We start from the raw sequence: 23139 nt of genomic DNA on the forward strand, positions 1-23139 counted from the left end.
CACTCCTCGAGGTGGGGCGGGCAGCCCCCGTCCTGCAGCCGTGGCTGCGCAGTGGGGAAATGGGCCGGCACCGGGAGGCGGCCGTCGCCACGCGGCGACCGGGCGTACGCACCGCCGCGGCGGTGGCGGGCCGCGGTGCGGCGGCCGGCGGGCGCGAAGCGCGCGGCTGCAGCGGGCTGCTGGTGGGCATCGGACGGTCTCCCCCTGGGGTCGGCAACCGTTCGCGAGCCGGTGCCGATCGCGGTCCGACCGGGCCGACGGCGCTCATGCGGTGACGGTAGGGACAGTATTATGGAATATTCATTCCAAGTAAATAAATTTTGGAATTTAATTTGAAGGGCTGGCCGTGCGACCCGTCCGCCCGAAGCAGCGTCAAGCGACCGAAAAAAAGGGCGCGGTTGCCCGCGCCTTCGTTACCGAGGGAAGCCGGGCCCTGGGAGGACTTGGACGTCGTGACGCAGGCCGAGGGCGACGGTGTCGGCGTCCTCGAGCGCATCGAGCTTGAAGTCGACGTGCTGGTACCCGGCGTAGACGTGGGTGCGCTTGCTGAGCCCGTGCTGCACGCCGAGGGCGTACTCGTCGAGCTCGGCGGCGGCCAGATCGGTGGTGCGCCGCCCGCCGTGGGCGATCAGCACGTTGTTGCCGAAGTCGAGTTGCCCGGCGATCCCCAGGCCGCGGGTGCGTTCTGGTGGTGGAGCGGGGAGGGCCGCCGCCACGCGGGGTGTGCGCGGCTGGCGTTCAAAATTTCCATATGTTTTATTTTTGGAAAAATAATTCTATTATGGGCGTGCACCAGGGTACTTCCGACACACCGAACATCCACCGACGGCAGCAGGAGAAGATCATGCGCATGAACCGGATCCGCCAGCTCTGGGCGGAGGGCAGGGCGGCCGTGAACGGCTGGCTCGCCATCCCCAACGGCTTCTCGGCCGAGACCATGGCCCATGCCGGCTGGGATTCGCTGACCATCGACATGCAGCACGGCGTGGTCGACTACCAGGCGGCGGTGAACATGCTGACCGCGATCTCGACCACCGACACCGCGCCGCTGGTGCGCGTGCCCTGGCTCGACCCCGGCATCATCATGAAGATGCTCGACGCCGGCGCCTGGGGTGTGATCTGCCCGATGGTCAACACCCGCGAGGATGCCGAGCGGCTGGTTTCCGCCACGCGCTACCCGCCGCACGGCAGCCGCAGCTTCGGCCCGATTCGCGCGCTGCTGAGCGCCGGGCCCGACTACGCCAGGCACGCCAACGACACGGTGCTCGCCTTCGCGATGATCGAGACCCGCGAGGCGCTGGCGAACCTCGACGCCATCCTTGCCACGCCGGGGCTCGACGCGATCTACATCGGCCCCGCCGACCTCTCGCTCGCGCTCGGCTGCACGCCGAAGTTCGACCAGACCGAAGCCCCGGTGGTCGAGGCGATCGCGCACATCCTGGCGCGCGCCCAGGCCCACGGCGTGCGTGCCGGGATCCACAACGGCACCCCCGAATACGCCCGGCAGATGATCGACAAGGGCTTCGATCTCGTCACGATCGGCTCCGATGCGCGCCTGATGGCAGCCGGGGCACAACAGGCGCTCAACCTCGTGCGCGCCGAATCCAAGTCCGCCGCGAGCGGCTACTGAGCCTGCCGCAGGGAGACCCCGACACCATGAGCAAACCCCGCAAGACCCCCGAGCAACTGCGCAGCCACCGCTGGTTCGGCGTCGACAACATGCGTGCCTTCGGCCACCGCTCGCGCACCAAGCAGATGGGCTTCGCCGCCGAGGAATTCCGCGGCAAGCCGGTGATCGCGATCCTCAACACCTGGTCGGACATGAACTCCTGCCACAGCCACTTCCCGCAGCGCGTCGAGGAGATCAAGCGCGGCGTGTGGCAGGCCGGCGGCTTCCCGGTGGTGCTGCCGGCGATGAGTCTGGGCGAGCCCTTCGTCAAGCCGACGACGATGCTCTACCGCAACCTGCTGGCGATGGAGGCCGAGGAGCTGATCCGCTCGCACCCGGTCGACGGCGTGGTGCTGATGGGCGGCTGCGACAAGACCACGCCGGCGCTGCTGATGGGCGCGATCTCGATGAACCTGCCGACGATCTACCTGCCGGCCGGGCCGATGCTGCGCGGCAACTACCAGGGCAGGACGCTCGGCAGCGGTTCGGACGTGTGGAAGTACTGGGCCGAGCGGCGCGCCGGCAACCTCTCCGATGCCGCCTGGGCGGCGCTCGAGGACGGCATCGCGCGTTCGGCCGGCACCTGCATGACGATGGGCACCGCGGCGACGATGATGGCGCTCGCCGAGACGCTCGGCTTCACGCTGCCGGGCGGCTCGTCGATCCCGGCGCCCGATTCGAACCACCCGCGGCTCGCCTCGGGCATCGGCCGGCGCATCGTCGAGATAGTGTGGGAGGACCTCAAGCCCTCCGACATCCTCAGCCGCGAGGCCTTCGAGAACGCGATCACCGTCGACCTCGCCATCTCGGGCTCGACCAACTCGATCGTGCACCTGGTCGCGCTGGCGCGTCGCGCCGGCATCGAACTCGACCTGGAGACCTTCGACCGCCTCAGCGCGCGGGTGCCGGTGATCGCCGACATCCGCCCCGCCGGGCGCTTCCTGATGGAGGACTTCTACTACGCCGGCGGCCTGCCGGCGCTGCTCGCGCGCCTCGCCGACCTGCTGCACCTCGACTGCCCGACGGTCAACGGCCGCAGCCTCGGCGAGAACATCGCAGGCGCCGAGGTCTACAACGACGAGGTCATCCGCGCGCGTGACAACCCGCTGTCGCCGAGTGGCGGCCTCGCCGTGCTGCGCGGCAACCTCGCGCCGCGCGGCGCGGTGATCAAGCCGCTCGCCGCCGAGGCGCGGCTGCTCGATCACACCGGCCCGGCGCTGGTGTTCCGCGACTACAACGACATGGAGAAGCGCATCGACGATCCCGAGCTGCCGGTCACCCCCGACAGCGTGCTGGTGCTGCAGAACGCCGGCCCGGTCGGCGGCCCCGGCATGCCCGAGTGGGGCCAGCTGCCGATCCCGAAGAAGATCCTCGCGCAGGGCGTGCGCGACATGGTGCGCATCTCCGACGCGCGCATGTCCGGCACCAGCTACGGCGCCTGCGTGCTGCACGTCTCGCCCGAGAGCCACATCGGCGGCCCGCTCGCGCTGGTGCGCGACGGCGACCTGATCACTCTCGACGTCGCCGGCCGCCGCCTGCACCTGCACGTCGACGATGCCGAGCTCGAACGCCGCCGCGCCGCCTGGGTGGCGCCGCCGCCGCGCTTCCAGCGCGGCTTCGGCTGGCTCAACGCGCAGCACATGACGCAGGCCGACCAGGGCTGCGACTTCGACTTCCTCGAAACCGGACCCGAGCCGGTGCCCGAGCCCGAGATCCACTGACGCCGGTGGCGGACGCGCACGCGTCCGCCACCCCTTCGCGGCGGCGGCCTGCGCAGGCGCGCCGCCCCGAGCCCCCGCCCTCCCTGGAGAATCCCCATGTCGTCACCCGTTCGAATCGGCATCGTCGGCCTCGGCCGGCTCGGCAAGCGCCACGCCGAAAACCTGCTGCAGCGCGTGCCGGGCGCGACCCTGGTCGCCGCGGCGAGCCCGGTCGCCGCCGAGCGCGACTGGGCGCGCACGGCCGGCGTCGCCGCGGTCTACGAGGACCTGCCGGCGCTGCTCGCGCACCCGGGCCTCGATGCCGTGTGGCTGGTCACGCCGACCTCGCTGCACGCCGGGCAGGTGGTCGCGGCGCTCGAAGCCGGCAAGCACGTGTTCTGCGAGAAGCCGCTGGCGCTGGACGTCGCCGACTGCGACCGCGTCATCGAGGTCGCCCACCGGCGGCCGGGGCAGGTGGCGATGATCGGCTTCATGCGCCGCTTCGACCCGGGCTTCGCCGAGGCCAAACGCCTGCTCGACGCCGGCGAACTCGGCACGCCGTTCCGCCTGCACTTCGATGCGCACGACCCGATCGACCCCGACGGCTTCTTCGTGCGCTTCGCGCCGACCTCGGGCGGGCTCTTCCTCGACTGCTGCATCCACGACGTGGACCTGGCGCGCTGGCTGCTCGACGGTGCCCGCGCGCGCCGCGTCAGCGCGAGCGGCACGCGGCTGATGTACCCGGGGCTCGCCGACTGCAACGACATCGACACCGGTGTCGCCACCGTCGAGTTCAGCAACGGCGTGGTCGCGAGCTTCCACGTGTCGCGCACCTCGCACCGCGGCTACGAGGCGGCGCTGGACCTGACCGGCACCCGCGGCGCGGTCAGCGTCGGCCGTGGCATCACCGCGCTGCCGCTGGTGCGCGAGGCCGGCAACGCGCGCCATGCGAGCGGCCTGCCGGACTTCTTCGCCCGCTTCAGCGAAGCCTTCCTGCACGAGGCGCGCGCCTTCGTCGACGCCGTGCGCGCCGGCGGGCCGTCGCCGCTCAGCCTGGAGGATGCGCGCGAGGCGACGCGGCTCGCCGTCGCGATGCGCGGGGCGCTCGCCAGCGGCACTACCGTCACGCTCGCCGACTGAACCCGCCCCACGTTGCCGCGCGCTGTCAGGCGCGCGGCCGCTGGTGCAGCCAGGCGTGCCGCGGGTCGTGGCTGATGCACCAGCGGCGCGACGCCCCCGCCATGACGTTCAGATAATAAAGGTGGTAGCCGGGCGCCGCGGCCACCGGGTGGTAGCCGCCGGGCACGGTCACGACATCGCCATCCCCGGGGCTGAAGCTCGCGTCGAAGCGGCCGTCGGCCGCGTACACGCGCTGGAAGGCGAAGCCCTGCGGCGGATCGCAGCGGAAGTAGTAGATCTCCTCGAGCTGCGACTCCTCGGGCGGCGCCTCGTGGTCGTGCTTGTGCGGCGGGTAGCTCGACCAGTGGCCGGCCGGCGTGAACACCTCGGCCACCAGCAGCGCGTCGGCCGCATCCTGCTCCCAGAACACGCGGTGGATGGTCCGCTGCGTGTCGCCGTGGCCGCGCTCCTCGACGGCGATCGCCTCCGGCACGATCAGCCGTGCCGGGCGCCGCGTGCGCGCCGGGGCCGAGGCCAGCGCGACCTCGACCTCGCCGAGCGCGGTGATCTCCAGGCAGTCGTCGCACGCGGCGTACACCGCGTGCGGGCGACTGCGCTCGAACAGGTGCTGCCGCGCGCCGATCCCCTGCCACGCCCCGCCCTCGGTGCGCACGTCGGCGCGACCGGCCAGCAGCACCGCGCACACTTCGCGTGCGCCGGTTTCGCGGCGCAGGCGCGTGCCCGCGGCCAGCCGGTGCACCTCGAGCCCGGCGTGGCGCAGCCCGCTCGCGGCAGGGTCGACCCGCATCGTGCAGGTCGAGTCGGGGCGGGGGCGGCCTTTCAGCAGCAGGGGTTCGATCATGGTGCTCGGCGTGGTCGGCTCGGCGGTGAAGCGGCGCGCCTAGAGTAGCCCAGTTCGGCCGGTGCGGATGCGGGCGCGCCGGCCGCCCGTGGTGGTACCGTCCGGCGGCCTCGGCTAGTGTTGTCGCCGCTCGCGCCGCGCGGCGGGCGCCGGGATTTTGGCGGGCGCCCAACGGCAGCGGCGGCGAGCCCGTCGACGCACCGGCGCGGGCGCCGTGGCGGGCGGTCAACCCTCTGATCCAGCAGGATTTGGTGAATTGGTTTGCTTCTTGCTGCCAGTGCCGGGCAGAACAGGAGCGGCCCCTTGCGCAGGATGTCCGGAACATGGCGACACCGAAGAAAGAAGACCCCAAGGGCGGCGAGGCCAAGGCAAAGGGCGGTGGCGCCGGCAAGATCGTGCTGCTCGTCGTGCTCGTCGTGGTGCTGGTGCTGGGCGCGGTCGGCGCGACGCTGTACTTCACCGGCGCGCTCGGCAAGCTGCTCGGCCACGGCGGCGGCGAGGACCACGGCGGCGGGCTCGCGCCGGCGGCGGCGCCCAGGCCCTCCGGGCCGGCGCAGTACCTGGCGATCGACCCGCCCTTCGTGGTGAGCATCGATGACCAGGGCCAGCTGCGCTACGTGCAGATCAGCGTGTCGGCGATGGCGCGGGACAAGAAGATCCTCGAGGCCGTGACCCAGAACGCGCCGCAGATCCGCAACAACCTGATCATGCTGTTCGGCCGCCAGAGCTTCCAGACGCTGGCCTCGCCCGAGGGGCGCGAGAAGCTGCGCGCCGACACCCTCGACACCATCCAGAAGGTGCTGACCAAGGAGATCGGCCAGCCCGGCGTCGAGGAGATCTACTTCACCAACTTCGTGATGCAGTGAGCGCATGTCCACCGAAGGCCTGCTGACGCCCGACGAGCTCGACGCGCTGATGGAGGCCGCCACCGGCGGACGCACCGGCGCGGGCGGCGGCGACGCCGCCGACGTCGTGGTGCTGCCCTACGACCTGGCGAGCCCGGAGAACGCCCTCGCCGGCATCCTGCCGGCGCTGACCACGGTGCAGCAGCGGCTGCTGCACCACCTCGCCACCGGCTTCCACGAACTGCTGCGCCGCGAGGTGGCGTTCTCCACCGGCGAGGTGCACGTGCAGGTGTGCCAGGACTTCGCCAGCAGCCTGTGCGCGCCGTGCAGCACGCACGTGATCGGGCTCGCGCCGCTGATCGGGCCCGGCCTGCTGGTGTTCGACCAGCCGCTGGTGTTCGCGCTGGTCGGCGCCTACTTCGGCGGCCAGGGCGCCATCTACAGCCCCAACGGCCGGCGCGACTTCACCGCCGCCGAGAGCCGCATGATCCAGCGCCTGCTGGGGCTGTTCTCGCGCGCGCTGCTGGCGGCGTGGAAGCCGTTCCTGAGCCTCGCGTTCGCGGTGGCGGCCACCGAGAGCAACCCGCACTTCGTCACCGCGCTCAACCCCGCCGAGCCGCTGATCGTCACCACCTTCGAGACCGAGGTCGACGGCACCCGCGGCGCGATCCACCTCGCGCTGCCGTGCGCGATGTTCGAGACCGTGCGCGCGCAGCTGATCGCCACGCTGGCCCGCGAGCACCCGCGCCACGACGAGCGCCTCGCGCAGCGCCTGCGCGACGGCCTGCAGGCGAGCCGCATCGAGGCGCGCGCGGTGCTCGGCGAGGTCGGCCTGAGCCTGCGCGAGCTGATGGCGCTGCGCGTCGGCGACGTGGTGCCCTGCGACGTCCCCGCCGAGGCGTGCCTCGAAATCGAGGGCGTGCCGGTGCTGAGCGGGCCGTTCGGCGTCGCCAAGGGCTGGCGCTCGCTGCGCGTCGAGCGCTGGCTGCTCGACCTGGCCGCGGCCACCGATCCCGCCACCGACCGAGGGCTACGCCCATGAGTGAAACCGAATCGCCCGAAGCCGCGGCCGAGGACGTCGCCGCCGTCAGCCCCCTCGGCCAGGACTTCGACGCCGAGCCCGCCGCCACCGCAGCGGCAGCGGCGCCCGCGCCGGCGAGCGTGGCGAGCCTCGACGTGCTGCTCGACATCCCCGTCACGCTGTCGCTGGAGCTCGGGCGCACGCGCATGAGCATCCGCGAGCTGCTCGCGCTCGGCCAGGGCTCGGTGGTGCGCCTCGACCGCCCGGCCGGCGAGCCGCTCGACATCCTCGTCAACGGCTGCCTGATCGCGCGCGGCGAGGTGGTGGTGGTCAACGATCGCTTCGGCGTGCGCATCACCGAGATCGCGAGCCCCGAAGAACGCATCAAGAGGCTGCGGTGAGCGCGCGCGCCGTCCTTGCCGCCGCGCTGCTCGGCGCCCCGCTGGCGCTCCACGCGCAGCAGGCGGTCGCGCCGCCGGCGCCGGTGCCGCACGCCGCCGCCCCCGAGCTGCCCGGCTTCGGCCAGCTCGCGCTGGGCCTGGGGGCGGTGCTGGTGCTGATCGTCGTGCTCGGCTGGCTGGCGCGGCGGCTGCCGATGCTCGGCCCCGGGCGCGGGCCGCTACGGGTCGCCGGCAGCCTGGTGGTGGGCTCGCGCGAGCGCATCGTGCTGGTCGAGGTCGACGGCGAACGCGTGCTGGTGGGGGTGGCGCCGGGCATGGTGACGCGCCTGCACGTGCTGGAGGGAGAGCGCCGCGCGCCGGCGCCGGCGCAGTGGCCGACGCCCGGCGAGTTCGGCGCCGCGCTCGACGGCCTGCGCGGGCAGAGGCCCGGCAACCGTGGCTGAGCGGCACGTGCACGCCGGCCTGCTGCTCGCGGCGGCGTGGCTCCCCGGCCTCGCCGCGGCCGCCCCGGCGCTGCCGGCGGTGACGATGACGCCGGTGGCCGGCGGCGGCCAGGAATGGTCGGTGAGCCTGCAGATCCTCGCGCTGATGACCGCGCTGACGCTGCTGCCGTCGGTGCTGCTGATGATGACGGCCTTCACCCGCATCGTCATCGTGCTGGCACTGCTGCGCCAGGCGATCGGCACGATGCAGACGCCGTCCAACCAGGTGCTGATCGGCCTCGCGCTGTTCCTGACCTTCTTCATCATGTCGCCGGTGTTCGAGCGCATCCACACCGAGGCGCTCGCGCCCTACCTCGAGGAGCGCCTGAGCGCGCCCGAGGCGCTCGACAAGGCGCGCGCGCCGCTCGCCGCCTTCATGCTGGCGCAGACGCGCGAGTCCGACCTCGCGCTGTTCACGCGGCTGTCGGGGCGCGAGGGGCTCGAGTCGCCCGAGCAGGTGCCGCTGTCGCTGCTGGTGCCGGCCTTCGTCACCAGCGAGCTGAAGACCGCGTTCCAGATCGGCTTCATGCTGTTCATCCCCTTCCTGATCATCGACCTCGTGGTGTCGAGCGTGCTGATGGCGATGGGGATGATGATGCTGTCGCCGCTGGTGATCTCGTTCCCGTTCAAGATCATGCTGTTCGTGCTGGTCGACGGCTGGCCGCTGGTGATGAGCACGCTGGCGGCGAGCTTCACGGGGGCGCCATGACCCCGGAGACCGTGCTCACGATCGGCCAGCAGGCGCTCGAGACCACCGTGCTGCTCGCCGCCCCGCTGCTCGCCGTCGGCCTGGTCGTCGGCGTGATCGTCGGCCTGCTGCAGGCGGCGACGCAGATCAACGAACTGACGCTGTCCTTCGTGCCCAAGCTGCTGGTGATGGTGGCCGCGCTGGTGTTCGGCGGGCCGTGGATGCTGCAGACGCTGATGGACTACACCGAGCGCCTGTTCCACAGCATCCCGCAACTGATCGGCTGAGCCGCGCATGACGCTGACCTCGGCACAGCTCGCGGCCTGGCTTGGGCAGTTCCTGTGGCCGCTGCTGCGCATCGGCGCGGCGCTGTCGGTGATGCCGGTGCTGGGCTCGCGGATGCTGCCGCGGCGGGTGCGCGCGGCGACCGCGCTGGTGCTGTCGGCGCTGTGCGCGGGGCTGGCGCCGCCGATGCCGGCGCTGGAGCCGCTGTCGCCGGCGGGCCTGCTGACCGCGGTGCAGCAGGTGCTGATCGGGCTGTTCATGGGCTACGCGCTGCGGGTGGCGTTCTCGGCGCTCGAAACCGGCGGGCAGGTGATCGCGCTGCAGATGGGGCTGTCGTTCGCCTCGCTGGTGGACCCGCAGAACGGCGCGCAGCAGCCGCTGCTCGGCTCGTTCTACAACCTGCTCGGCATGCTGATCTTCCTCGGCCTCGACGGTCACCTGATCCTGCTGCGCATGCTGGTGGAGAGCTTCCACACCCTGCCGGTGGCGCCCGATGCGCTGAGCCGCGAGATGCTGCGCACGCTGCCCGCGTTCGGTGCGCGGATCTTCGCCGGCGCGGTGCTGGTGGCGCTGCCGGCGATGGCCTCGCTGACCGTGGTCAACCTCGCCTTTGGCGTGATGAGCCGCGCCGCGCCGCAGCTCAACATCTTCGCGGTGGGGCTGCCGGTCACGCTGCTGCTCGGCCTCGCCATCCTGCTCTACAGCCTGCCGGCGCTGCTGCCGCAGTTCCGGCTGCTGCTGGAGGATGCCTTCGCGCTGGCGGGGGCGCTCGCCGGCGTCGCCGCCGGGGAGGGCGGCTGAGATGGCCGACGATTTCCAGGAACGTACCGAACAACCCACCCCGAAACGCCAGCGCGAGGCGGCCGAGCAGGGCGAGGTGCCGCGCTCGCGCGAGCTCGCCACCGCGGCGATGCTGATCGGCGGCGCCGGCGCGGCGCTCGCCTTCGGCGGCGGGCTGGTCGAGGCGATGCTGGGGCTGATGCGCGCGAGCTTCACGCTCGACGCGCGCCAGGGCGTCGAGCCGCAGGCGATGCACGCCGCGCTGGCGCAGGCGCTCGGCGCGATGCTCGGCATGCTGACGCCGTTCCTGCTGCTGCTGACGGTGATCGCGGTCGCCGCGCCGCTCGCGCTCGGCGGCTGGCAGTTCAGCCCGGCGGCGATGGGCTTCAAGTGGGAGCGGGTCGATCCGCTCGCCGGGCTCGGCCGGGTGTTCTCGGCGCGCGGCCTGATCGAGCTCGCCAAGGCGCTCGCCAAGTTCGCGGTGATCGCCGCGGTGGCGGTGTTCGTGCTGTGGCGCAACGAGCCGGCGCTGCTCGGCCTCGGCGCCGAGCCGCTGCCGCGCGCGCTCGCCCATGCCGGCGAGCGGGTCGGCTGGATCTTCCTGTGGCTCGCGCTGCCGACGCTGCTGGTCGCCGCCGCCGACGTGCCGATCCAGCTCTGGCAGCACGGCCAGAAGCTGCGCATGACGCTGCAGGAGGTCAAGGACGAGGCGCGCGAGTCGGATGGCCGCCCGGAGGTCAAGGGCCGCATCCGCCGCCTGCAGATGGAGTTCGCCAACCGCCGGATGATGGAGAAGGTGCCGCACGCCGACGCCGTGCTGGTCAACCCCACGCACTACGCGGTGGCGCTGCGCTACGAGCAGGCGCAGATGGCCGCGCCGCTGGTGGTGGCGCTCGGAGTGGACGCGGTGGCGCTGCACATCCGCGCGATCGCCGCCGCCCACGGCGTGGCCATCGTCGAGTCGCCGCTGCTCGCGCGCGCGCTCTACTACAACGCCAGGCTCGACCGGCCGATCCCGGTGGCGCTGTACGTGGCGGTGGCGCAGGTGCTCGCCTACGTCTACCAGTTGCGCGCCGAGGCCGCGCTGCCGGCCACGCCGATCCGCCTCGACGGCATCGACATCCCGCCCGGCCTGCGGACCGGCTGAGATGAACGCCGCGGCCTTCACCCACACGCTGAGCGGACTCGCCCGCAGCGGCCTCGGCGCGCCGGTGCTGCTGATGATCATCCTGCTGATGGTGGTCATCCCGCTGCCGCCGTTCCTGCTCGACGTGTTCTTCACCTTCAACATCGCGATCTCGCTGGTGGTGCTGCTGGCGGCGGTGTACGCGCAGCGCCCGCTCGACTTCGCCGCCTTCCCGACCGTGCTGCTGGTGACCACGCTGCTGCGCCTGGCGCTCAACGTCGCCTCCACGCGCGTGGTGCTGCTGCACGGGCACAGCGGCCCGGACGCCGCCGGCAAGGTCATCGAGGCCTTCGGGCATTTCGTCGTCGGCGGCAACTACACCGTCGGCATCATCGTCTTCGCGATCCTGGTGATCATCAATTTCGCCGTGGTCACCAAGGGCGCGGGGCGGGTGTCGGAGGTCAGCGCGCGCTTCACCCTCGACGCCATGCCCGGCAAGCAGATGGCGATCGACGCCGACCTCAACGCCGGCATCATCGACCAGGTCGAGGCCAAGCGCCGCCGCGGCGAGGTGGTGCAGGAGGCCGACTTCTACGGCTCGATGGACGGTGCCTCCAAGTTCGTGCGCGGCGACGCCATCGCCGGCATCCTGATCCTGTTCATCAACATCCTCGGCGGCCTCGCGGTGGGCGTGCTGCAGCACGACCTGGCGCTCGCCGAGGCGGCGCAGAACTACGTGCTGCTGACCATCGGCGACGGCCTGGTGGCGCAGATCCCGGCGCTGCTGCTGTCGACCGCGGCGGCGATCATGGTCACGCGCCAGTCCAACGCCGCCGACATGGGCGAGCAGGTGGTGAGCCAGATGTTCGGCTCGAGCCGCGCGCTCGGCGTGGCCGCCGGCATGGTCGGGCTGATCGGCCTGATCCCCGGCATGCCCAACCTGGTGTTCCTGTCGCTCGCCGGTGCCGGCGGCTGGCTCGCCTGGCGCATCGCCCGGCGTTCCGCCACCGCCGCGCCGCACCCGGCGGCGGCGGCGGGCGCTGCCGCCGAGGCGCCCGCGGCGGCCGCCACCGAGCCGCGCGACGTCACCTGGGACGACGTGCCGCAGGTCGACACCATCGGCATGGAGGTCGGCTACCGGCTGATCCCGCTGGTCGACAAGGCGCAGAACGGCCAGCTCCTCGCGCGCATCAAGGGGGTGCGCAAGAAGCTCTCGCAGGAGCTCGGCTTCCTGGTGTCGCCGGTGCACATCCGCGACAACCTCGATCTCGCCCCCACCGCCTACCGCATCTCGCTGCTCGGCGTGACGGTGGCACAGGCCGAGGTGCTGCCCGACCGCGAGCTGGCGATCAACCCCGGCCACGTCCACGGCGAACTGCCGGGCACCGCCACCGTCGACCCGGCCTTCGGCCTGCCCGCGGTGTGGATCGAGCCCGGCCTGCGCGAGACCGCGCAGACGCTCGGCTACACCGTGGTCGACGCCGCCACGGTGATCGCCACCCACCTCAACCACGTGCTGTCGACCCACGCACCGGAGCTGCTCGGCCACGAGGAGGTGCAGGAGCTGCTCGACCGCCTCGGCCGCAGCGCGCCGCGCGTGGTGCAGGACCTGGTGCCGAAGACGCTGCCGCTGCGCATGGTGGTGCGGGTGCTGCAGGGCCTGCTGGCCGAGCGCGTGCCGATCCGCGACATGCGCACGATCGCCGAAACTTTGGCGGAGCACGCCCCGCGCAGTCAGGACCCCGACGCGCTGCTGGCGGCGGTGCGCGCCCGCCTCGGCCGGCAGATCCTCCAGTCGATCAACGGCTTGGCCGACGAACTGCCGGTGATCACGCTCGACCCGAAACTGGAACAGATACTGCAGAAGGCCGTACAGGTCGGTGGAGAGGGGCCGGCGCCGGTCGAACCCGGGCTCGCCGAGCGGCTGCACAAGTCACTCGCCGAGAGCGCGCAGCGCCAGGACGTCAACGGCCAGCCGGCCGTGCTGCTGGTGTCCGACGCGGTGCGCACGATGCTCGCGCGCTTCGTGCGCCACGGCATCCCCAATCTCCACGTGCTGGGCTTCGGCGAAGTCCCCGAGGACCGCAAGCTGAAGGTGGTGGCCACCGTCGGCCGTTGAGCCGGGTGCAGGTGCGGCGCAGGCCGCGAGGGCAGGGCGATGAAGCTGAAACGCATCTTTGCGGCGAACATCCGCGAGGGCATGCGCCGCGTGCGCGAGGAACTGGGGCCCGACGCGGTGATCCTGTCCAACCGGCGGCTCGAGGACGGCATCGAGATCGTCGCCGCCACCGATTACGACGAACGCGCCTACGCTGGCATGGCCCGCGCGGCCGCCGCGGCCGAGGCCGCGCCGCCGGCCCCGTCCACGCCGTCGCCGCCGGTGGCGGCGAAGGCGCCCGCCGCCGCACGCAGCGAGCCCGTGCCGCCGCCGGCGGAGGTTCAAGCAGCACTGCCGCCGGCGCCGCCGGTGCCCCCCCCGGCGGCGCCGGCCGGCGGGCGGGCGAACGGCGCCGCGGGGCGGGTGTCGTGGCCGCAGGACCCGATGCTCGTGCGCATGCAGCAGGAGATCAGCGCGCTGCGCGAGCTGCTCGAACAGCAGATGGCGAGCATCGCCTGGGGGCAGGGCGCGCGGCGCCAGCCGGTGCGCATGAAGCTCCTCGAACGCCTGCTGCACCTCGGCCTCGACGCCGAGCTGTGCTTCGCGCTGACCGAGGCCGCCGCCGCCGAGACCGAGCCCGAACGCGCTTGGCGCGCGGCGCTGGCGCGCCTCGCCGCCGGGCTCGCCAGCACCGGCGACGACATCCTCGGTGGCGGCGGCGTCGTGGCCCTGGTCGGCCCGACCGGCGTCGGCAAGACCACCACGGTGGCCAAGCTGGCGGCGCGCTACACGCTGCGCCACGGGCCGCGGCGCGTGGCGATGATCACCACCGACAGCTACCGCATCGGCGCCTACGACCAGTTGCGCACCTTCGGCATGATCCTCGACGTGCCGGTGCGCGTGGTGGCCGACGCCGTGGAACTGCGCGGCGCGCTCGCCGATTTCGCCGATCGCGCGCTGGTGCTGATCGACACCGCCGGCATGAGCCAGCGCGACCTGCGCCTGTCGCAGCAGCTCGCGGTGCTGCAGACGGTGCCGGCGGTGCGCAGCTACCTGGTGACCGCCGCCAACGCCCAGGCCGGCGCGATCGACGAGGCGGTGGCGGCGTTCGCGCCGGCCGCGCTCGCCGGCGCCATTCTCACCAAGGTCGACGAAACCGGGCGGCTTGGCGGGGTGCTGTCGGTGTTGTACAACCGCCGTCTGCCACTCGCCTACGTCGCCGATGGCCAGCGCGTGCCCGAGGACCTGCAGCCCGCGAGCGTCGAGGGGCTGCTGCGGCGTGCCGAGGAACTCGCCGCCGCGGACGGCGGCGGCGCGGTGAGCGAGGAAGCGCTGATGCTGACCTTTGGAAGGAGGGTGGCCCATGCCTGTGTCTGATGCGACGGCCTTGCGCGCCGGGGAACAGGCCGCCGGGCTGCGCCGGCCGGCGACGGGGCCGCGGCCGGTGCGCGTGGTCTGCGTGGCGAGCGGCAAGGGCGGCGTCGGCAAGACCAGCGTCACCGTCAACCTGGCGCTCGCGCTCGCGCACCTGGGCCGCCGCGTGCTGGTGCTCGACGCCGACCTCGGGCTCGCCAACGTCGACGTGCTGCTCGGCCTGCACCCGGTGTACACGCTCGCCGACGTGCTCGACGGCGTCCGCACCCTGACCGAGGTGATGCTCGACGCGCCGCTCGGCGTCAAGATCATCCCCGCCAGCTCGGGCATCAAGCGCATGGCGGAGCTGTCGCCCGCCGAGCATGCCGGGGTGATCGGTGCCTTCAGCGAGCTCGATGACCACTACGACGTGCTGCTGGTGGATTCCGCCGCCGGCATCTCCGACAGCGTCATCACCTTCGCGCGCGCCTCGCAGGAGGTGGTGGTGGTGGTGTGCAACGAGCCGGCCTCGCTCACCGACGCCTACGCGCTGATCAAGCTCTTGTCGCGCGACTACGGCGTGCAGCGCTTCCACGTGCTCGCCAACCGCGTCGGCGGCCCGCGCGAGGGCCGCGAGCTGTTCGACAAGCTGGTCAAGGTCAGCGACCGCTTCCTCGACGTCACCCTCGACTACATGGGCGCGGTCCCCGAGGACCCGCAACTGCGCAAGGCGGTGCAGATGCAGCAGGCGGTGTTCGAGGCCTTTCCCGGCGCGCGCTCGGCGCTGGCCTTCGCACGCCTCGCCGAGGGGCTGGACCGCTGGCCGCTGCCGGCGGCGCCGAGCGGCCATCTGCAGTTCTTCCTCGAACGCCTGGTGGCGGCCGAAGCACGGTGACGGCATGAGCGCGATGCGCGACCTCGCCCTGTACAGCCGCAGCGCCGAGGAGCCGGTCGAGGCGCGGGTGCTGCGCCACGCCGCGCAGGTGCGGCGCATCGCCTATCACCTGCTGGCACGGCTGCCGGCGAGCGTGCAGGTCGACGACCTGATCCAGGCCGGCATGGTCGGCCTGCTCGAGGCCGCGCGCCGCTACGACGCCGCCCAGGGCGCGAGCTTCGCCACCTTCGCCGAGGCGCGCATCCGCGGCGCGATGCTCGACGAGATCCGCCGCGGCGACTGGGTGCCGCGCTCGGTGCACCGGCAGGCGCGCGCGATCGGCGCGGCGATCCGCGCGATCGAGCGCGACACCGGCCACGAGGCGCAGGATGCCGACATCGCCCGCGCGCTCGGTATGACGCTCGCCGAATACTTCGATGCGCTGGCCGACACCCGCGGCCAGCAACTGCTGTCGCTCGAGGCCGACGACGGCGACGGCGCCGACGCGTTCGCGACGCTGGCGTCGCCCGCCGCCGGGCCCGAGGAGCGCGTGACCCGCGAGGATCTGCTCACCCGCGTCGCCGCCTCGATCGACGCGCTGCCCGAGCGCGAGCGCCTGGTGCTCGCGCTCTACTACGACGAGGGGCTGAACCTGAAGGAGATCGGCGCGGTGCTCGGCGTCAGCGAGTCGCGCGCGTGCCAGCTGCACGCGCAGGCGATCACCCGGCTGCGCGCGCGGGTCGGGGGTTGAGGTGGCGGGCGCGCCGGCCGGGGAGCGGCGATGGACGTGCTGAGCCTCGTCGGCTTCGCGCTGGCGCTGATCGCGGTGGTCGGTGGGCATCTGCTCGAAGGCGGCCACCTCAGCTCGCTGTTCAACCCCTCGGCCTTCACCATCGTCATCGGCGGCACGCTGGCGGCGAGCCTGGTGCAGTCGCCGCTGCCGGAGTTCCGCGCCGCGATGCAGCGGCTGCGCTGGGTGGTGCGCCCACCGTGGGTGCCGCTCGACGCGCTGATCGCCAAGATCGTGCACTGGAGCGTGACGGCACGCCGCGAGGGGCTGCTCGGGCTCGAAGGGCTGATCGAGCACGAGCGCGACCCCTTCGCCGCCAAGGCGCTGCAGATGCTGGTCGACGGCGCTGAGCCCGAGGACATCCGCCACGCGATGGAGATCGAGCTCGGCGCGCGCGAGGACTTCGAGCTGCGCACGGCGCGGCTGTTCGAGAGCATGGGCGGCTACGCGCCGACCATCGGCATCCTCGGGGCCGTACTCGGGCTGATCCAGGTGATGGAGAACCTCGCCGACCCGACCCGCCTCGGCAGCGGCATCGCCGCGGCCTTCGTCGCCACCGTGTACGGCGTCGGGCTCGCCAACCTGGTGCTGATCCCGGTGGCCAACAAGCTCAAGGCGGTGATCCGCCACCAGTCGCAGGCGAGCGAGCTGCTGCTGGAGGGCGTGGTGGCGATCGCCCGCGGCGAGAACCCGCGCAACATCGAGCTGCGCCTGCGCGGCTACCTGCAATCGTGAGCCCCGCCATGCGTCCGCGCCGCCGCCAGTCGCCCGAGCTGTCTCCCCACGAACGCTGGCTGGTGTCGTACGCCGATTTCATCACCCTGCTGTTCGCCTTCTTCGTCGTGATGTACGCGATCTCGTCGGTCAACGCCGGCAAGTACCGCGTGCTGTCGGAAAACCTCACCGCCGCCTTCCGCACCCCCGGGCACAGCGGCGGCAGCTCGCTGCTCGGCGACGGCGGACGCGCGACGCACCTCGATCCGGGGGGGCGCGTCAACCTGATCGCCCCCGAACTGCGCCCGCTGCCGGTGCCGCCGATCAACCCCGAGGTGCGCCCGGTGATCGACCGCCAGTTCGCCCCCGATGCCGAGCGGGTGCCGTCGCAGCTGCCGCCGGCGCAGGCCGTCACCGTGGCGCCACCGCCACCGCCGACCGCGCCGGCGGATCCGCTCGCCCGGGTGGAGCGCGCGCTGCGCGAATCGATGGCCGACCTGATCCACTTCGACCAGGTCAGCGTGCACCGCGAGAAGAACTGGGTGGAGCTCGAGATCAAGGACAACCTGCTGTTCCCGAGCGGCAGCGCCGTGCTCAACCCGCAGGCCACCGAGCCGCTGCGGCGCATCGCCGACGTGGTCCGCGACATTCCCAACCGCGTGCAGGTCGAAGGCTTCACCGACAACCTGCCGATCAGCAACACCGTGTTCCGCTCGAACTGGGAGCTGTCGGCGGGGCGCGCGGCGAGCGTGGTGCGGGTGCTGGCCGACGCCGGCGTGGCACCGCAGCGGCTGGCCGCGATCGGCTACGGCGAGTTCCGCCCGGTCGCCGACAACGCCACCGCCGAGGGGCGCACGCGCAACCGCCGCGTGGTGCTGGTGGTCGTCGCCGAGCCCGATCCGCGCATGGGCGTGCAGGTGGCGCCGCAGACGCAGACCGCCACGCCGGCGGCACCGGCCGGCTGAGCGAACCCGTGGACGCCCTGCCGCTATTTCCGCTCGTGCTCGTCGTGCTGCTCGTCAGCGACGGGCTGCTGGTGCTGCTCGCGCTCTACGTATATCGGCGCCTGCGTGCCGTGCCGCCTCCCGCGGCGCCCGACCCGGCGCCGCAGATCGAGGCTCTGCGCCAGGACATGCGCGGCCTCGCCGCGGCCCTCGGCGTGCTCGGGCAGCGCCTGGCACGGGTCGAGGAACTGCTCGAACGCCAGCAGGAGCGCGGGGCGCAGGCGAGCGGCGGGCGCGGCGACAGCGAGCGGCGCGGCTACGAGATCGCCACGCGCCTCGCCGCGCGCGGCTGCAGCGCGGACGAACTGGTGGAGCTGTGCGGCCTCGGGCGCGGCGAGGCGGAACTGGTGCTGCGGCTGCACGGTCCGCGTGACGAGCGGCAGCATGCCGGGAGCTGAGCCGGCCGCGGCGCTGCCGCGCGGCTGTGGCAGCCTGTTACGCCGGTGGAGCGCTGCGCGCACGCGCGGGTACCATCGCGGCTCCCCCTGCGCATGAGCTCCATGATGTCGATGCTCCGATCCCGTCTGCTGTTCATCGCGACGCTGGCCGCCGCCGCCGCTGCCCAGGCGGAGCCCGCCGCGCCGAGCTGGAAGCAGCTCACGGCCGCCGCGCCGGCACGACAGCTGGAGTGGGCGGCGCGCTATGAACACGGCGAGGGGGTCAAGCGCGACTTCGACCGGGCCATCGAGCTTTACTGCGCGGCGGCGCGGCGCGGCGCGGTGGAAGCGCAGTACCAGCTCGGCTGGCTCTATGCCAACGGCCGCGGCGTCGCCCGCGACGACGCCCTCGCCGCGGCCTGGTTCCGGCTCGCCGCGCAGCAGGGCGACGCGCCGTCGCGGCGCATGCTCGAGCTGCTGCGCGGCGTGCGGGCTCGGCCGGCCGCGTGCGTGGGGCAGGCCGGGGCGACGGCGCTGGTGGCGCGGGCGCTGCCCCGCCTCGACCCCGGCACCAGCCCGGAGCGGCGCCAGGTGGTGGAGTGGGTGTATGCGCTGGCGCCGCAGTACCAGCTCGACCCGGAGCTCGTGCTCGCGGTGATCGCCGCCGAGTCGAACTTCCAGACCCAGGCGAACTCGCCGAAGAACGCGATGGGCCTGATGCAGCTCATCCCCGAGACCGCCGAGCGCTTCGGCGTCGAGGATGCCTTCGATCCGCAGCAGAACCTGCGCGGCGGCATGGCCTACCTGCGCTGGCTGCTCGCGTTCTTCCAGGGCGACGTGCAGCTCGCGCTCGCCGGCTACAACGCCGGCGAGAACGCCGTCGAGCGCTACCGCGGCATCCCGCCCTACCCGGAGACCCAGGCCTACGTCGCCCGCATCACCCAGGCCTACGGCAAGACCACGCATCCGCCGGTGGCGGCCGTCGTCGCGCCGTCCCCGCTGGTCGCCCTCGTCGCCAATCCGGCGCCGCGCTGATTCCCCGTCCGCCCCGGCGGTGTCCGGGGGCCGTGCCTGTCGCCGGCGCGGGCGAGTGACTACACTCTGCCGCCGCCCGCACTCACGCGCCTTCGCGCCAGGTATCGGATCATGTCGCCTCGCCCCGCCGTTTCCGCACCCAGGGCCCAGCCACGCCTGCTGACGTGGCGTCGGCTGGTCGGGGTGTCGCTGGTCCTGGTGGCTGCGTTCTACCTTGCCGACGAAGGGCGCCGGCACCGGCTGCGGATGGCGCTCGAGGACTGGGTCGCCGACCTCCAGGTGCGCTTCGGCATCGGCACCCGCCGCTATCCCGGCGCCGCCGACGTCGAGGTGCTGAAGCCGCCGATGGCCCTGCGCAACGCCGCGCCCGAGGCGCCCGCCCCGACTGCCGCACCGGCGCCGGCCGCAGCCGGGGCGACCCCGGCGGCCGCGCCCGCCAGCGTCACCGTGCTGACGTCACCCGCGCGGGGCCAGCAGGGCAGCGACATCCCGCTGCAGATCGCGTTGCGGGATGCCGCCCGCCCGGAGGCCCTGCTGCTGGTCATCGGCGGCCTGCCGATGGACGCGAGCCTGTCCGCCGGGGAGCGCGACGACAAGGGGCGCTGGCTGCTGCCGGCCGACCGGCTGGAGGGGCTGACCCTGCGCGCGGCGACCAGCGGCTCGATGACCCTGCTGATCCGCACCCGCCCGCGTGGCCCCGGCGCCGATCCGGGCGGCCCCGATGCTGCGCTCGAGGTCGCCGTGCTGCCGCCGCCCCCGCCACCTGCCGCCGCGCCGACAGCCGACCTGGTCGGGGCGCCGCCGGCACCGCCACCACCGCCGCCCGCGCCGGCGGCCGAGACTCGGCCGGCGCCCACCGACCTGCTCGACAACGCCCGCCGCGCCTTCGGGCTCGGCGATGTCGCCGCGGCGCGCTTGTACCTGGAAGCGGCGGCGGCGCAGGGGGATGGCGCCGCGATGCTGGAGCTCGCAGCGAGCTACGACCCGGTGCGCTTGGGCGAGCGCGGCCCCGGCGGGATCGAGCCCGAACCGCTGCGTGCCGCCGAGTGGTATCTGAAGGCGCGCCAGGCCGGGCTCGCCGACGCCGACGCGGGTCTGGCGGCGCTGCGCGACTGGCTGGCACGCCACCCCGACTTCGACACGACGCAGCGCGCGCAGCTCGAAAACCTGCTGAACCGGCCGCGCGAGCACTGACGCGCGGCTGCCGCTTACGGGGGCGTGGTCGCCGGGCGCGGCGCCTCGCCGGCCGGCGCAGCCGGTGCAGCGGGCGGGGTGTCGGGGCGGGGCTCGGTAGCGCCCGGTGCGGCCGCCGGCGCCGCCGTACCGGCGTCGGGCCTGGCTGCGTCGGGCTTGCTCTCGGCCTTGTCGGCCGGCTTCGGCTCCGGCCGCGGCGCCTCGGTGGCAGGTTTCGCCTCCGGCCGGGCGGCTTCGGGGCGTGTTTCCGGTTTTCCTTCCGGCTTGGCGCTCTCGGGGCGCGGCTCCGGCCTGGCTTCGGGTTTCGCCGTTTCCGGCGCGGGTTCGGGCCGCGCTTCGGGCTTGGGCGGTTCCGGGCGCGGTTCCGGCGGCCGGGCCTCGGGCTTGGCGCCCGGGCGCTCGCCGTTCGTCGCCTCGGGTTTGCCCTCGGTCTTGCCCGCTTCCGGGCGCGCTTCGGGCTTCGGTGCCGGGGCTTCGGGCTTCGCCGGTGGCTGCGGCGTGGTGGCTTCGGGGCGCGCCTCGGGCTTGGCGGGCTCGGGTTTCGGCGCCGCCGGCCGCGGCTCGACGTAGGCCTTGACCTTGTCCGGGTTGGCCTTCAGCCAGTTTTCCGCGGCGGCGAGGCGGGTCCAGCCGGGGGCCTGGGCGAGCAGGCTGACCTCGCGCCACTTCGGGTGGCGGCCGGGCTGGCGCAGGGCGTCGAAGCGCTCGAACAGGTGCTCGACGAAGCGCGTCACCCGCTGCGGCGTCGGCGACTTGCGCGTCGGCGCCTGGGTCACCAGCGCCGCGCCCACGGCGAGGGTGGCGATTTCCTCGCCGCTGGCGATCAGGTTGGGGTAGTCGGCCTTGGTGAGCTTGGCGGGCAGGTAGCTCGGCTGCAGCTCGGGCGTGTAGGCCAGCGGCAGGAAGTGCAGGTCGTCCTCGGGGCGCACGCGCTGGAACAGCGCGACGGGCTTGCCGGCGACGTAGGCGAGCCCGCTGATCTCGCCGCTCTTGAGCTTGTCGAGCGCGCTGACCTGGTCGTAGTAGGTGGCTTCCACGCGCAGGCCGAGGCGCTCGAACACGCGCCGGGCGGTCAGCGCGGTGCCGCTGTCGGCGAGGTCGAAGTTCACCTTGAGCCCGGTGAGGTCGCTCAGGCGGTTGACGTGGCCGCGCACGAGCAGGTGGAACTCCTCGTTGTGCAGCTTGGCGATGTACTGGATGCGGCGGTCGAGGTCGGTGAACCCCGGCTCGCCCTTCAGCGCGTCGAGCACGTCGAGCTGCACGAAGGCCACGTCGATGCCGCGCACCGCGGCGAGGTCGCGCAGGTTCTGCACCGAGCCGCGCCCGAGCACCGGCAGCACGCGCACGCTGTCGTCGTCGAGCACCACGGCGAGGTCGGCGGCGAGCCGGGCATAGGTGCCGGCGATGCCGCCGCCGATCACCCCCACCAGCTCGGGCCCGCTGGGCGCGGGCTCGGCGCGGCGTGCGGATTTCGTCGCGGCGAAGCCGGGGTCCCACGCGAGCAGCAGCAGCAGGCTCAGCAGGAGGCTTCGCAGCGGGCGCGACATCAGGGGGATCTCCTCGGGGGCGGTGGGCGCACGGCCGCGGGGTGCGGCGTGTCGCCTGTCGTTGTCAGTCGATGAGCGCCGGCGGGCGTTCGAGCCAGTCGAGCAGCGGCTGCCAGTCGGCGAGGTCGCGCGCCGCGCGGTGCGGCGGCAGGTCGAACAGGGTGGTGCCGGACAGCGCCATCTGCACGTAGAGCTGGGTCTCGCGGATCATCGCCAGCACCGGCAGCTCGAACTGGCGGAAGAAGGTGTCGAGCTGCTGGGTGGAGAGCGCACGGGCATTGACGCGGCTGCCGAGCAGCGCGGGCATGCAGCGCCCCTTGCGCACGCGTTTCATGTCGGCGAGCAGGCCGAGGAAGTCGTCGGCGGCCTCCATGTCGAGCGGCGAGGGGTGCACCGGCACCAGCACGCGGTCGGCCTGGCGCACGACCTCCTTCAGGCGGTCGCCGCGCAGGCCCGCGGGCGCGTCGACCACCGCGAGCTCGATGCCGTCGGCGGCTTCGAGCGTGTCGCTGGCGTGGGCGTCGATGCCGACGATGGTTGGCAGTTCGTGCGGGCGGCGCGCCAGCCAGCGCAGCGTGGAGCGCTGCCGGTCGAGGTCGTAGAGGCCCGTGCGCAGCCCGCGGCGGGCGAAGTAGCCGGCCAGGTTGATCGCCAGCGTGGTCTTGCCCGAACCGCCCTTGGGATTGGCGATGACGATGGTCTGCATGGGGAGTACGCCTCGGGGCCTGGATCGCCGCGCGCCCACGGTCGATCCGCCGTATACGCTCCCGGCATGGCGTCTGGCAAGCGCCGTCCGGCGCAGGTGCTGCCGTGCATGGCGGATTGTGTCCGAGCGGCTACACTCGGCGAGGTTTGCGGCGCCGCCACGCGCCGGTCGCCTCCCCGTCAGCCCCCAGGGACCGCAAGGCAATGGACGACTTAGACGACATCGTTCGGGAGTTTCTCGCTGAGAGTAACGAAAACCTCGACCGTCTCGACAACGAACTGGTGGCGCTGGAGACGGCTCCGGACGATCGCGACACGCTCGCGAGCATCTTTCGCACCATCCACACGATCAAGGGCACCTGCGGCTTCCTGGGATTCGGGCGGCTGGAGAAGGTCGCGCATGCGGGGGAGAACCTGCTGTCGAAGCTGCGCGACGGGGAGATCCGGCTGACCCCCGAGCGCACCACGGC

The 23139-nt window shown here is 73.0% G+C and carries 25 protein-coding genes; 21 read left to right on the plus strand and 4 right to left on the minus strand.

What is annotated here, in order from left to right; all coding sequences use genetic code 11:
• Nucleotides 1-413: 413 nt before the first annotated feature.
• On the minus strand, nt 414-716 hold the full coding sequence (locus EV699_RS15845) for a porin family protein (protein ID WP_132544544.1): 303 nt from the start codon (nt 714-716) through the stop codon (nt 414-416).
• A 128-nt stretch (nt 717-844) separates the two neighbouring features.
• Between EV699_RS15845 and EV699_RS15850 the strand changes: the two genes are divergently transcribed.
• From EV699_RS15850 to EV699_RS15860, 3 genes are all read left to right on the plus strand, one after another.
• A complete protein-coding gene (locus tag EV699_RS15850; RefSeq protein WP_132544546.1) occupies nt 845-1630 on the plus strand; it encodes an HpcH/HpaI aldolase family protein in 786 nt (261 codons plus the stop codon).
• Between the two features lie 26 nt (nt 1631-1656).
• Nucleotides 1657-3390, plus strand: a complete 1734-nt coding sequence (araD, locus tag EV699_RS15855) for an L-arabinonate dehydratase (RefSeq protein WP_132544548.1) — start codon at nt 1657-1659, stop codon at nt 3388-3390.
• 96 nt (nt 3391-3486) lie between these two features.
• Entirely contained in the window at nt 3487-4509 is a 1023-nt protein-coding gene (locus tag EV699_RS15860) for a Gfo/Idh/MocA family oxidoreductase (protein ID WP_132544550.1), read from the plus strand.
• A gap of 25 nt (nt 4510-4534) precedes the next feature.
• Here EV699_RS15860 and iolB read toward each other — a convergent pair whose 3' ends face one another.
• Entirely contained in the window at nt 4535-5350 is an 816-nt protein-coding gene (iolB, locus tag EV699_RS15865; RefSeq protein ID WP_132544552.1) for a 5-deoxy-glucuronate isomerase, read from the minus strand.
• Nucleotides 5351-5673: 323 nt separating this feature from the next.
• On the opposite strand from iolB, the gene EV699_RS15870 reads away from it, so the two are divergent.
• The 17 genes from EV699_RS15870 to EV699_RS15950 all read left to right on the plus strand — a co-directional run bounded on the left by EV699_RS15870 (nt 5674) and on the right by EV699_RS15950 (nt 20417).
• Nucleotides 5674-6216 carry a flagellar basal body-associated FliL family protein gene (locus EV699_RS15870; RefSeq protein WP_132544554.1) on the plus strand — a complete coding sequence of 181 codons (543 nt, stop codon included), beginning with the start codon at nt 5674-5676 and terminating at the stop codon, nt 6214-6216.
• Nucleotides 6217-6220: 4 nt separating this feature from the next.
• Nucleotides 6221-7237 carry a flagellar motor switch protein FliM gene (locus EV699_RS15875; protein WP_132544556.1) on the plus strand — a complete coding sequence of 339 codons (1017 nt, stop codon included), beginning with the start codon at nt 6221-6223 and terminating at the stop codon, nt 7235-7237.
• Nucleotides 7234-7617, plus strand: a complete 384-nt coding sequence (gene fliN / locus EV699_RS15880) for a flagellar motor switch protein FliN (RefSeq protein WP_132544557.1) — start codon at nt 7234-7236, stop codon at nt 7615-7617. The genes EV699_RS15875 and fliN overlap by 4 nt, the downstream gene beginning before the upstream one ends.
• Entirely contained in the window at nt 7614-8060 is a 447-nt protein-coding gene (locus EV699_RS15885; protein ID WP_243662702.1) for a FliO/MopB family protein, read from the plus strand. The genes fliN and EV699_RS15885 overlap by 4 nt, the downstream gene beginning before the upstream one ends.
• Nucleotides 8053-8808: a flagellar type III secretion system pore protein FliP gene (fliP, locus tag EV699_RS15890; RefSeq protein ID WP_243662703.1), complete on the plus strand. Its 756-nt coding sequence runs from the start codon at nt 8053-8055 to the stop codon at nt 8806-8808. Before EV699_RS15885 ends, fliP begins: the two co-directional genes overlap by 8 nt.
• The gene (fliQ, locus tag EV699_RS15895; RefSeq protein ID WP_132544559.1) at nt 8805-9074 is read left to right on the plus strand and encodes a flagellar biosynthesis protein FliQ; all 270 of its coding nucleotides are present in this window, start codon (nt 8805-8807) and stop codon (nt 9072-9074) included. The genes fliP and fliQ overlap by 4 nt, the downstream gene beginning before the upstream one ends.
• 7 nt (nt 9075-9081) lie before the next feature.
• A complete protein-coding gene (gene fliR, locus EV699_RS15900; protein WP_132544561.1) occupies nt 9082-9873 on the plus strand; it encodes a flagellar biosynthetic protein FliR in 792 nt (263 codons plus the stop codon).
• A gap of 1 nt (nt 9874) precedes the next feature.
• On the plus strand, nt 9875-10999 hold the full coding sequence (gene flhB, locus EV699_RS15905; protein ID WP_165904172.1) for a flagellar biosynthesis protein FlhB: 1125 nt from the start codon (nt 9875-9877) through the stop codon (nt 10997-10999).
• Between the two features lies 1 nt (nt 11000).
• Complete coding sequence (gene flhA, locus EV699_RS15910; protein ID WP_132544565.1) at nt 11001-13097, plus strand: flagellar biosynthesis protein FlhA; 2097 nt, start codon at nt 11001-11003, stop codon at nt 13095-13097.
• Between the two features lie 39 nt (nt 13098-13136).
• Nucleotides 13137-14453, plus strand: coding sequence for a flagellar biosynthesis GTPase FlhF (gene flhF, locus EV699_RS15915; RefSeq protein ID WP_132544567.1), 1317 nt, complete (start codon nt 13137-13139; stop codon nt 14451-14453).
• Complete coding sequence (locus EV699_RS15920) at nt 14440-15324, plus strand: MinD/ParA family protein (protein WP_132544569.1); 885 nt, start codon at nt 14440-14442, stop codon at nt 15322-15324. The genes flhF and EV699_RS15920 overlap by 14 nt, the downstream gene beginning before the upstream one ends.
• Nucleotides 15325-15328: 4 nt before the next feature.
• Nucleotides 15329-16054, plus strand: a complete 726-nt coding sequence (locus tag EV699_RS15925) for an RNA polymerase sigma factor FliA (protein WP_132544571.1) — start codon at nt 15329-15331, stop codon at nt 16052-16054.
• 30 nt (nt 16055-16084) lie between these two features.
• Nucleotides 16085-16828 carry a flagellar motor protein gene (locus EV699_RS15930; protein WP_132544573.1) on the plus strand — a complete coding sequence of 248 codons (744 nt, stop codon included), beginning with the start codon at nt 16085-16087 and terminating at the stop codon, nt 16826-16828.
• A gap of 8 nt (nt 16829-16836) precedes the next feature.
• On the plus strand, nt 16837-17772 hold the full coding sequence (gene motD / locus EV699_RS15935; protein WP_132544575.1) for a flagellar motor protein MotD: 936 nt from the start codon (nt 16837-16839) through the stop codon (nt 17770-17772).
• An 8-nt stretch (nt 17773-17780) separates the two neighbouring features.
• The gene (locus EV699_RS15940) at nt 17781-18209 is read left to right on the plus strand and encodes a DUF2802 domain-containing protein (RefSeq protein WP_132544577.1); all 429 of its coding nucleotides are present in this window, start codon (nt 17781-17783) and stop codon (nt 18207-18209) included.
• Nucleotides 18210-18311: 102 nt separating this feature from the next.
• Nucleotides 18312-19223: a transglycosylase SLT domain-containing protein gene (locus EV699_RS15945; RefSeq protein ID WP_132544579.1), complete on the plus strand. Its 912-nt coding sequence runs from the start codon at nt 18312-18314 to the stop codon at nt 19221-19223.
• 111 nt (nt 19224-19334) lie between these two features.
• Nucleotides 19335-20417, plus strand: a complete 1083-nt coding sequence (locus tag EV699_RS15950; protein WP_132544581.1) for a hypothetical protein — start codon at nt 19335-19337, stop codon at nt 20415-20417.
• A gap of 14 nt (nt 20418-20431) precedes the next feature.
• Here EV699_RS15950 and EV699_RS15955 read toward each other — a convergent pair whose 3' ends face one another.
• Nucleotides 20432-21964 carry a TAXI family TRAP transporter solute-binding subunit gene (locus EV699_RS15955; RefSeq protein WP_132544583.1) on the minus strand — a complete coding sequence of 511 codons (1533 nt, stop codon included), beginning with the start codon at nt 21962-21964 and terminating at the stop codon, nt 20432-20434.
• A gap of 64 nt (nt 21965-22028) precedes the next feature.
• Nucleotides 22029-22670 (minus strand): ParA family protein, encoded by a 642-nt coding sequence (locus EV699_RS15960; RefSeq protein WP_132544585.1) that lies wholly within the window; start codon nt 22668-22670, stop codon nt 22029-22031.
• A gap of 203 nt (nt 22671-22873) precedes the next feature.
• On the opposite strand from EV699_RS15960, the gene EV699_RS15965 reads away from it, so the two are divergent.
• The coding region (locus EV699_RS15965; protein ID WP_207923019.1) for an Hpt domain-containing protein at nt 22874-23139 on the plus strand (266 nt) is incomplete at its 3' end.

Source organism: Plasticicumulans lactativorans, assembly GCF_004341245.1.
Lineage (GTDB): Bacteria > Pseudomonadota > Gammaproteobacteria > Competibacterales > Competibacteraceae > Plasticicumulans_A > Plasticicumulans_A lactativorans.

Excerpts from the sequence above, each read along its gene's own strand:
- EV699_RS15850 (WP_132544546.1), top strand. The coding sequence starts at position 845 with ATGCGCATGAACCGGATCCGCCAGCTCTGGGCGGAGGGCAGGGCGGCC.
- araD (WP_132544548.1), top strand. The coding sequence starts at position 1,657 with ATGAGCAAACCCCGCAAGACCCCCGAGCAACTGCGCAGCCACCGCTGG.
- EV699_RS15860 (WP_132544550.1), top strand. The coding sequence starts at position 3,487 with ATGTCGTCACCCGTTCGAATCGGCATCGTCGGCCTCGGCCGGCTCGGC.
- iolB (WP_132544552.1), bottom strand. The coding sequence starts at position 5,350 with ATGATCGAACCCCTGCTGCTGAAAGGCCGCCCCCGCCCCGACTCGACC.
- EV699_RS15870 (WP_132544554.1), top strand. The coding sequence starts at position 5,674 with ATGGCGACACCGAAGAAAGAAGACCCCAAGGGCGGCGAGGCCAAGGCA.
- EV699_RS15875 (WP_132544556.1), top strand. The coding sequence starts at position 6,221 with ATGTCCACCGAAGGCCTGCTGACGCCCGACGAGCTCGACGCGCTGATG.
- fliN (WP_132544557.1), top strand. The coding sequence starts at position 7,234 with ATGAGTGAAACCGAATCGCCCGAAGCCGCGGCCGAGGACGTCGCCGCC.
- fliQ (WP_132544559.1), top strand. The coding sequence starts at position 8,805 with ATGACCCCGGAGACCGTGCTCACGATCGGCCAGCAGGCGCTCGAGACC.
- fliR (WP_132544561.1), top strand. The coding sequence starts at position 9,082 with ATGACGCTGACCTCGGCACAGCTCGCGGCCTGGCTTGGGCAGTTCCTG.
- flhB (WP_165904172.1), top strand. The coding sequence starts at position 9,875 with ATGGCCGACGATTTCCAGGAACGTACCGAACAACCCACCCCGAAACGC.
- flhA (WP_132544565.1), top strand. The coding sequence starts at position 11,001 with ATGAACGCCGCGGCCTTCACCCACACGCTGAGCGGACTCGCCCGCAGC.
- flhF (WP_132544567.1), top strand. The coding sequence starts at position 13,137 with ATGAAGCTGAAACGCATCTTTGCGGCGAACATCCGCGAGGGCATGCGC.
- EV699_RS15920 (WP_132544569.1), top strand. The coding sequence starts at position 14,440 with ATGCCTGTGTCTGATGCGACGGCCTTGCGCGCCGGGGAACAGGCCGCC.
- EV699_RS15925 (WP_132544571.1), top strand. The coding sequence starts at position 15,329 with ATGAGCGCGATGCGCGACCTCGCCCTGTACAGCCGCAGCGCCGAGGAG.
- EV699_RS15930 (WP_132544573.1), top strand. The coding sequence starts at position 16,085 with ATGGACGTGCTGAGCCTCGTCGGCTTCGCGCTGGCGCTGATCGCGGTG.
- motD (WP_132544575.1), top strand. The coding sequence starts at position 16,837 with ATGCGTCCGCGCCGCCGCCAGTCGCCCGAGCTGTCTCCCCACGAACGC.
- EV699_RS15945 (WP_132544579.1), top strand. The coding sequence starts at position 18,312 with ATGATGTCGATGCTCCGATCCCGTCTGCTGTTCATCGCGACGCTGGCC.
- EV699_RS15950 (WP_132544581.1), top strand. The coding sequence starts at position 19,335 with ATGTCGCCTCGCCCCGCCGTTTCCGCACCCAGGGCCCAGCCACGCCTG.
- EV699_RS15955 (WP_132544583.1), bottom strand. The coding sequence starts at position 21,964 with ATGTCGCGCCCGCTGCGAAGCCTCCTGCTGAGCCTGCTGCTGCTGCTC.
- EV699_RS15960 (WP_132544585.1), bottom strand. The coding sequence starts at position 22,670 with ATGCAGACCATCGTCATCGCCAATCCCAAGGGCGGTTCGGGCAAGACC.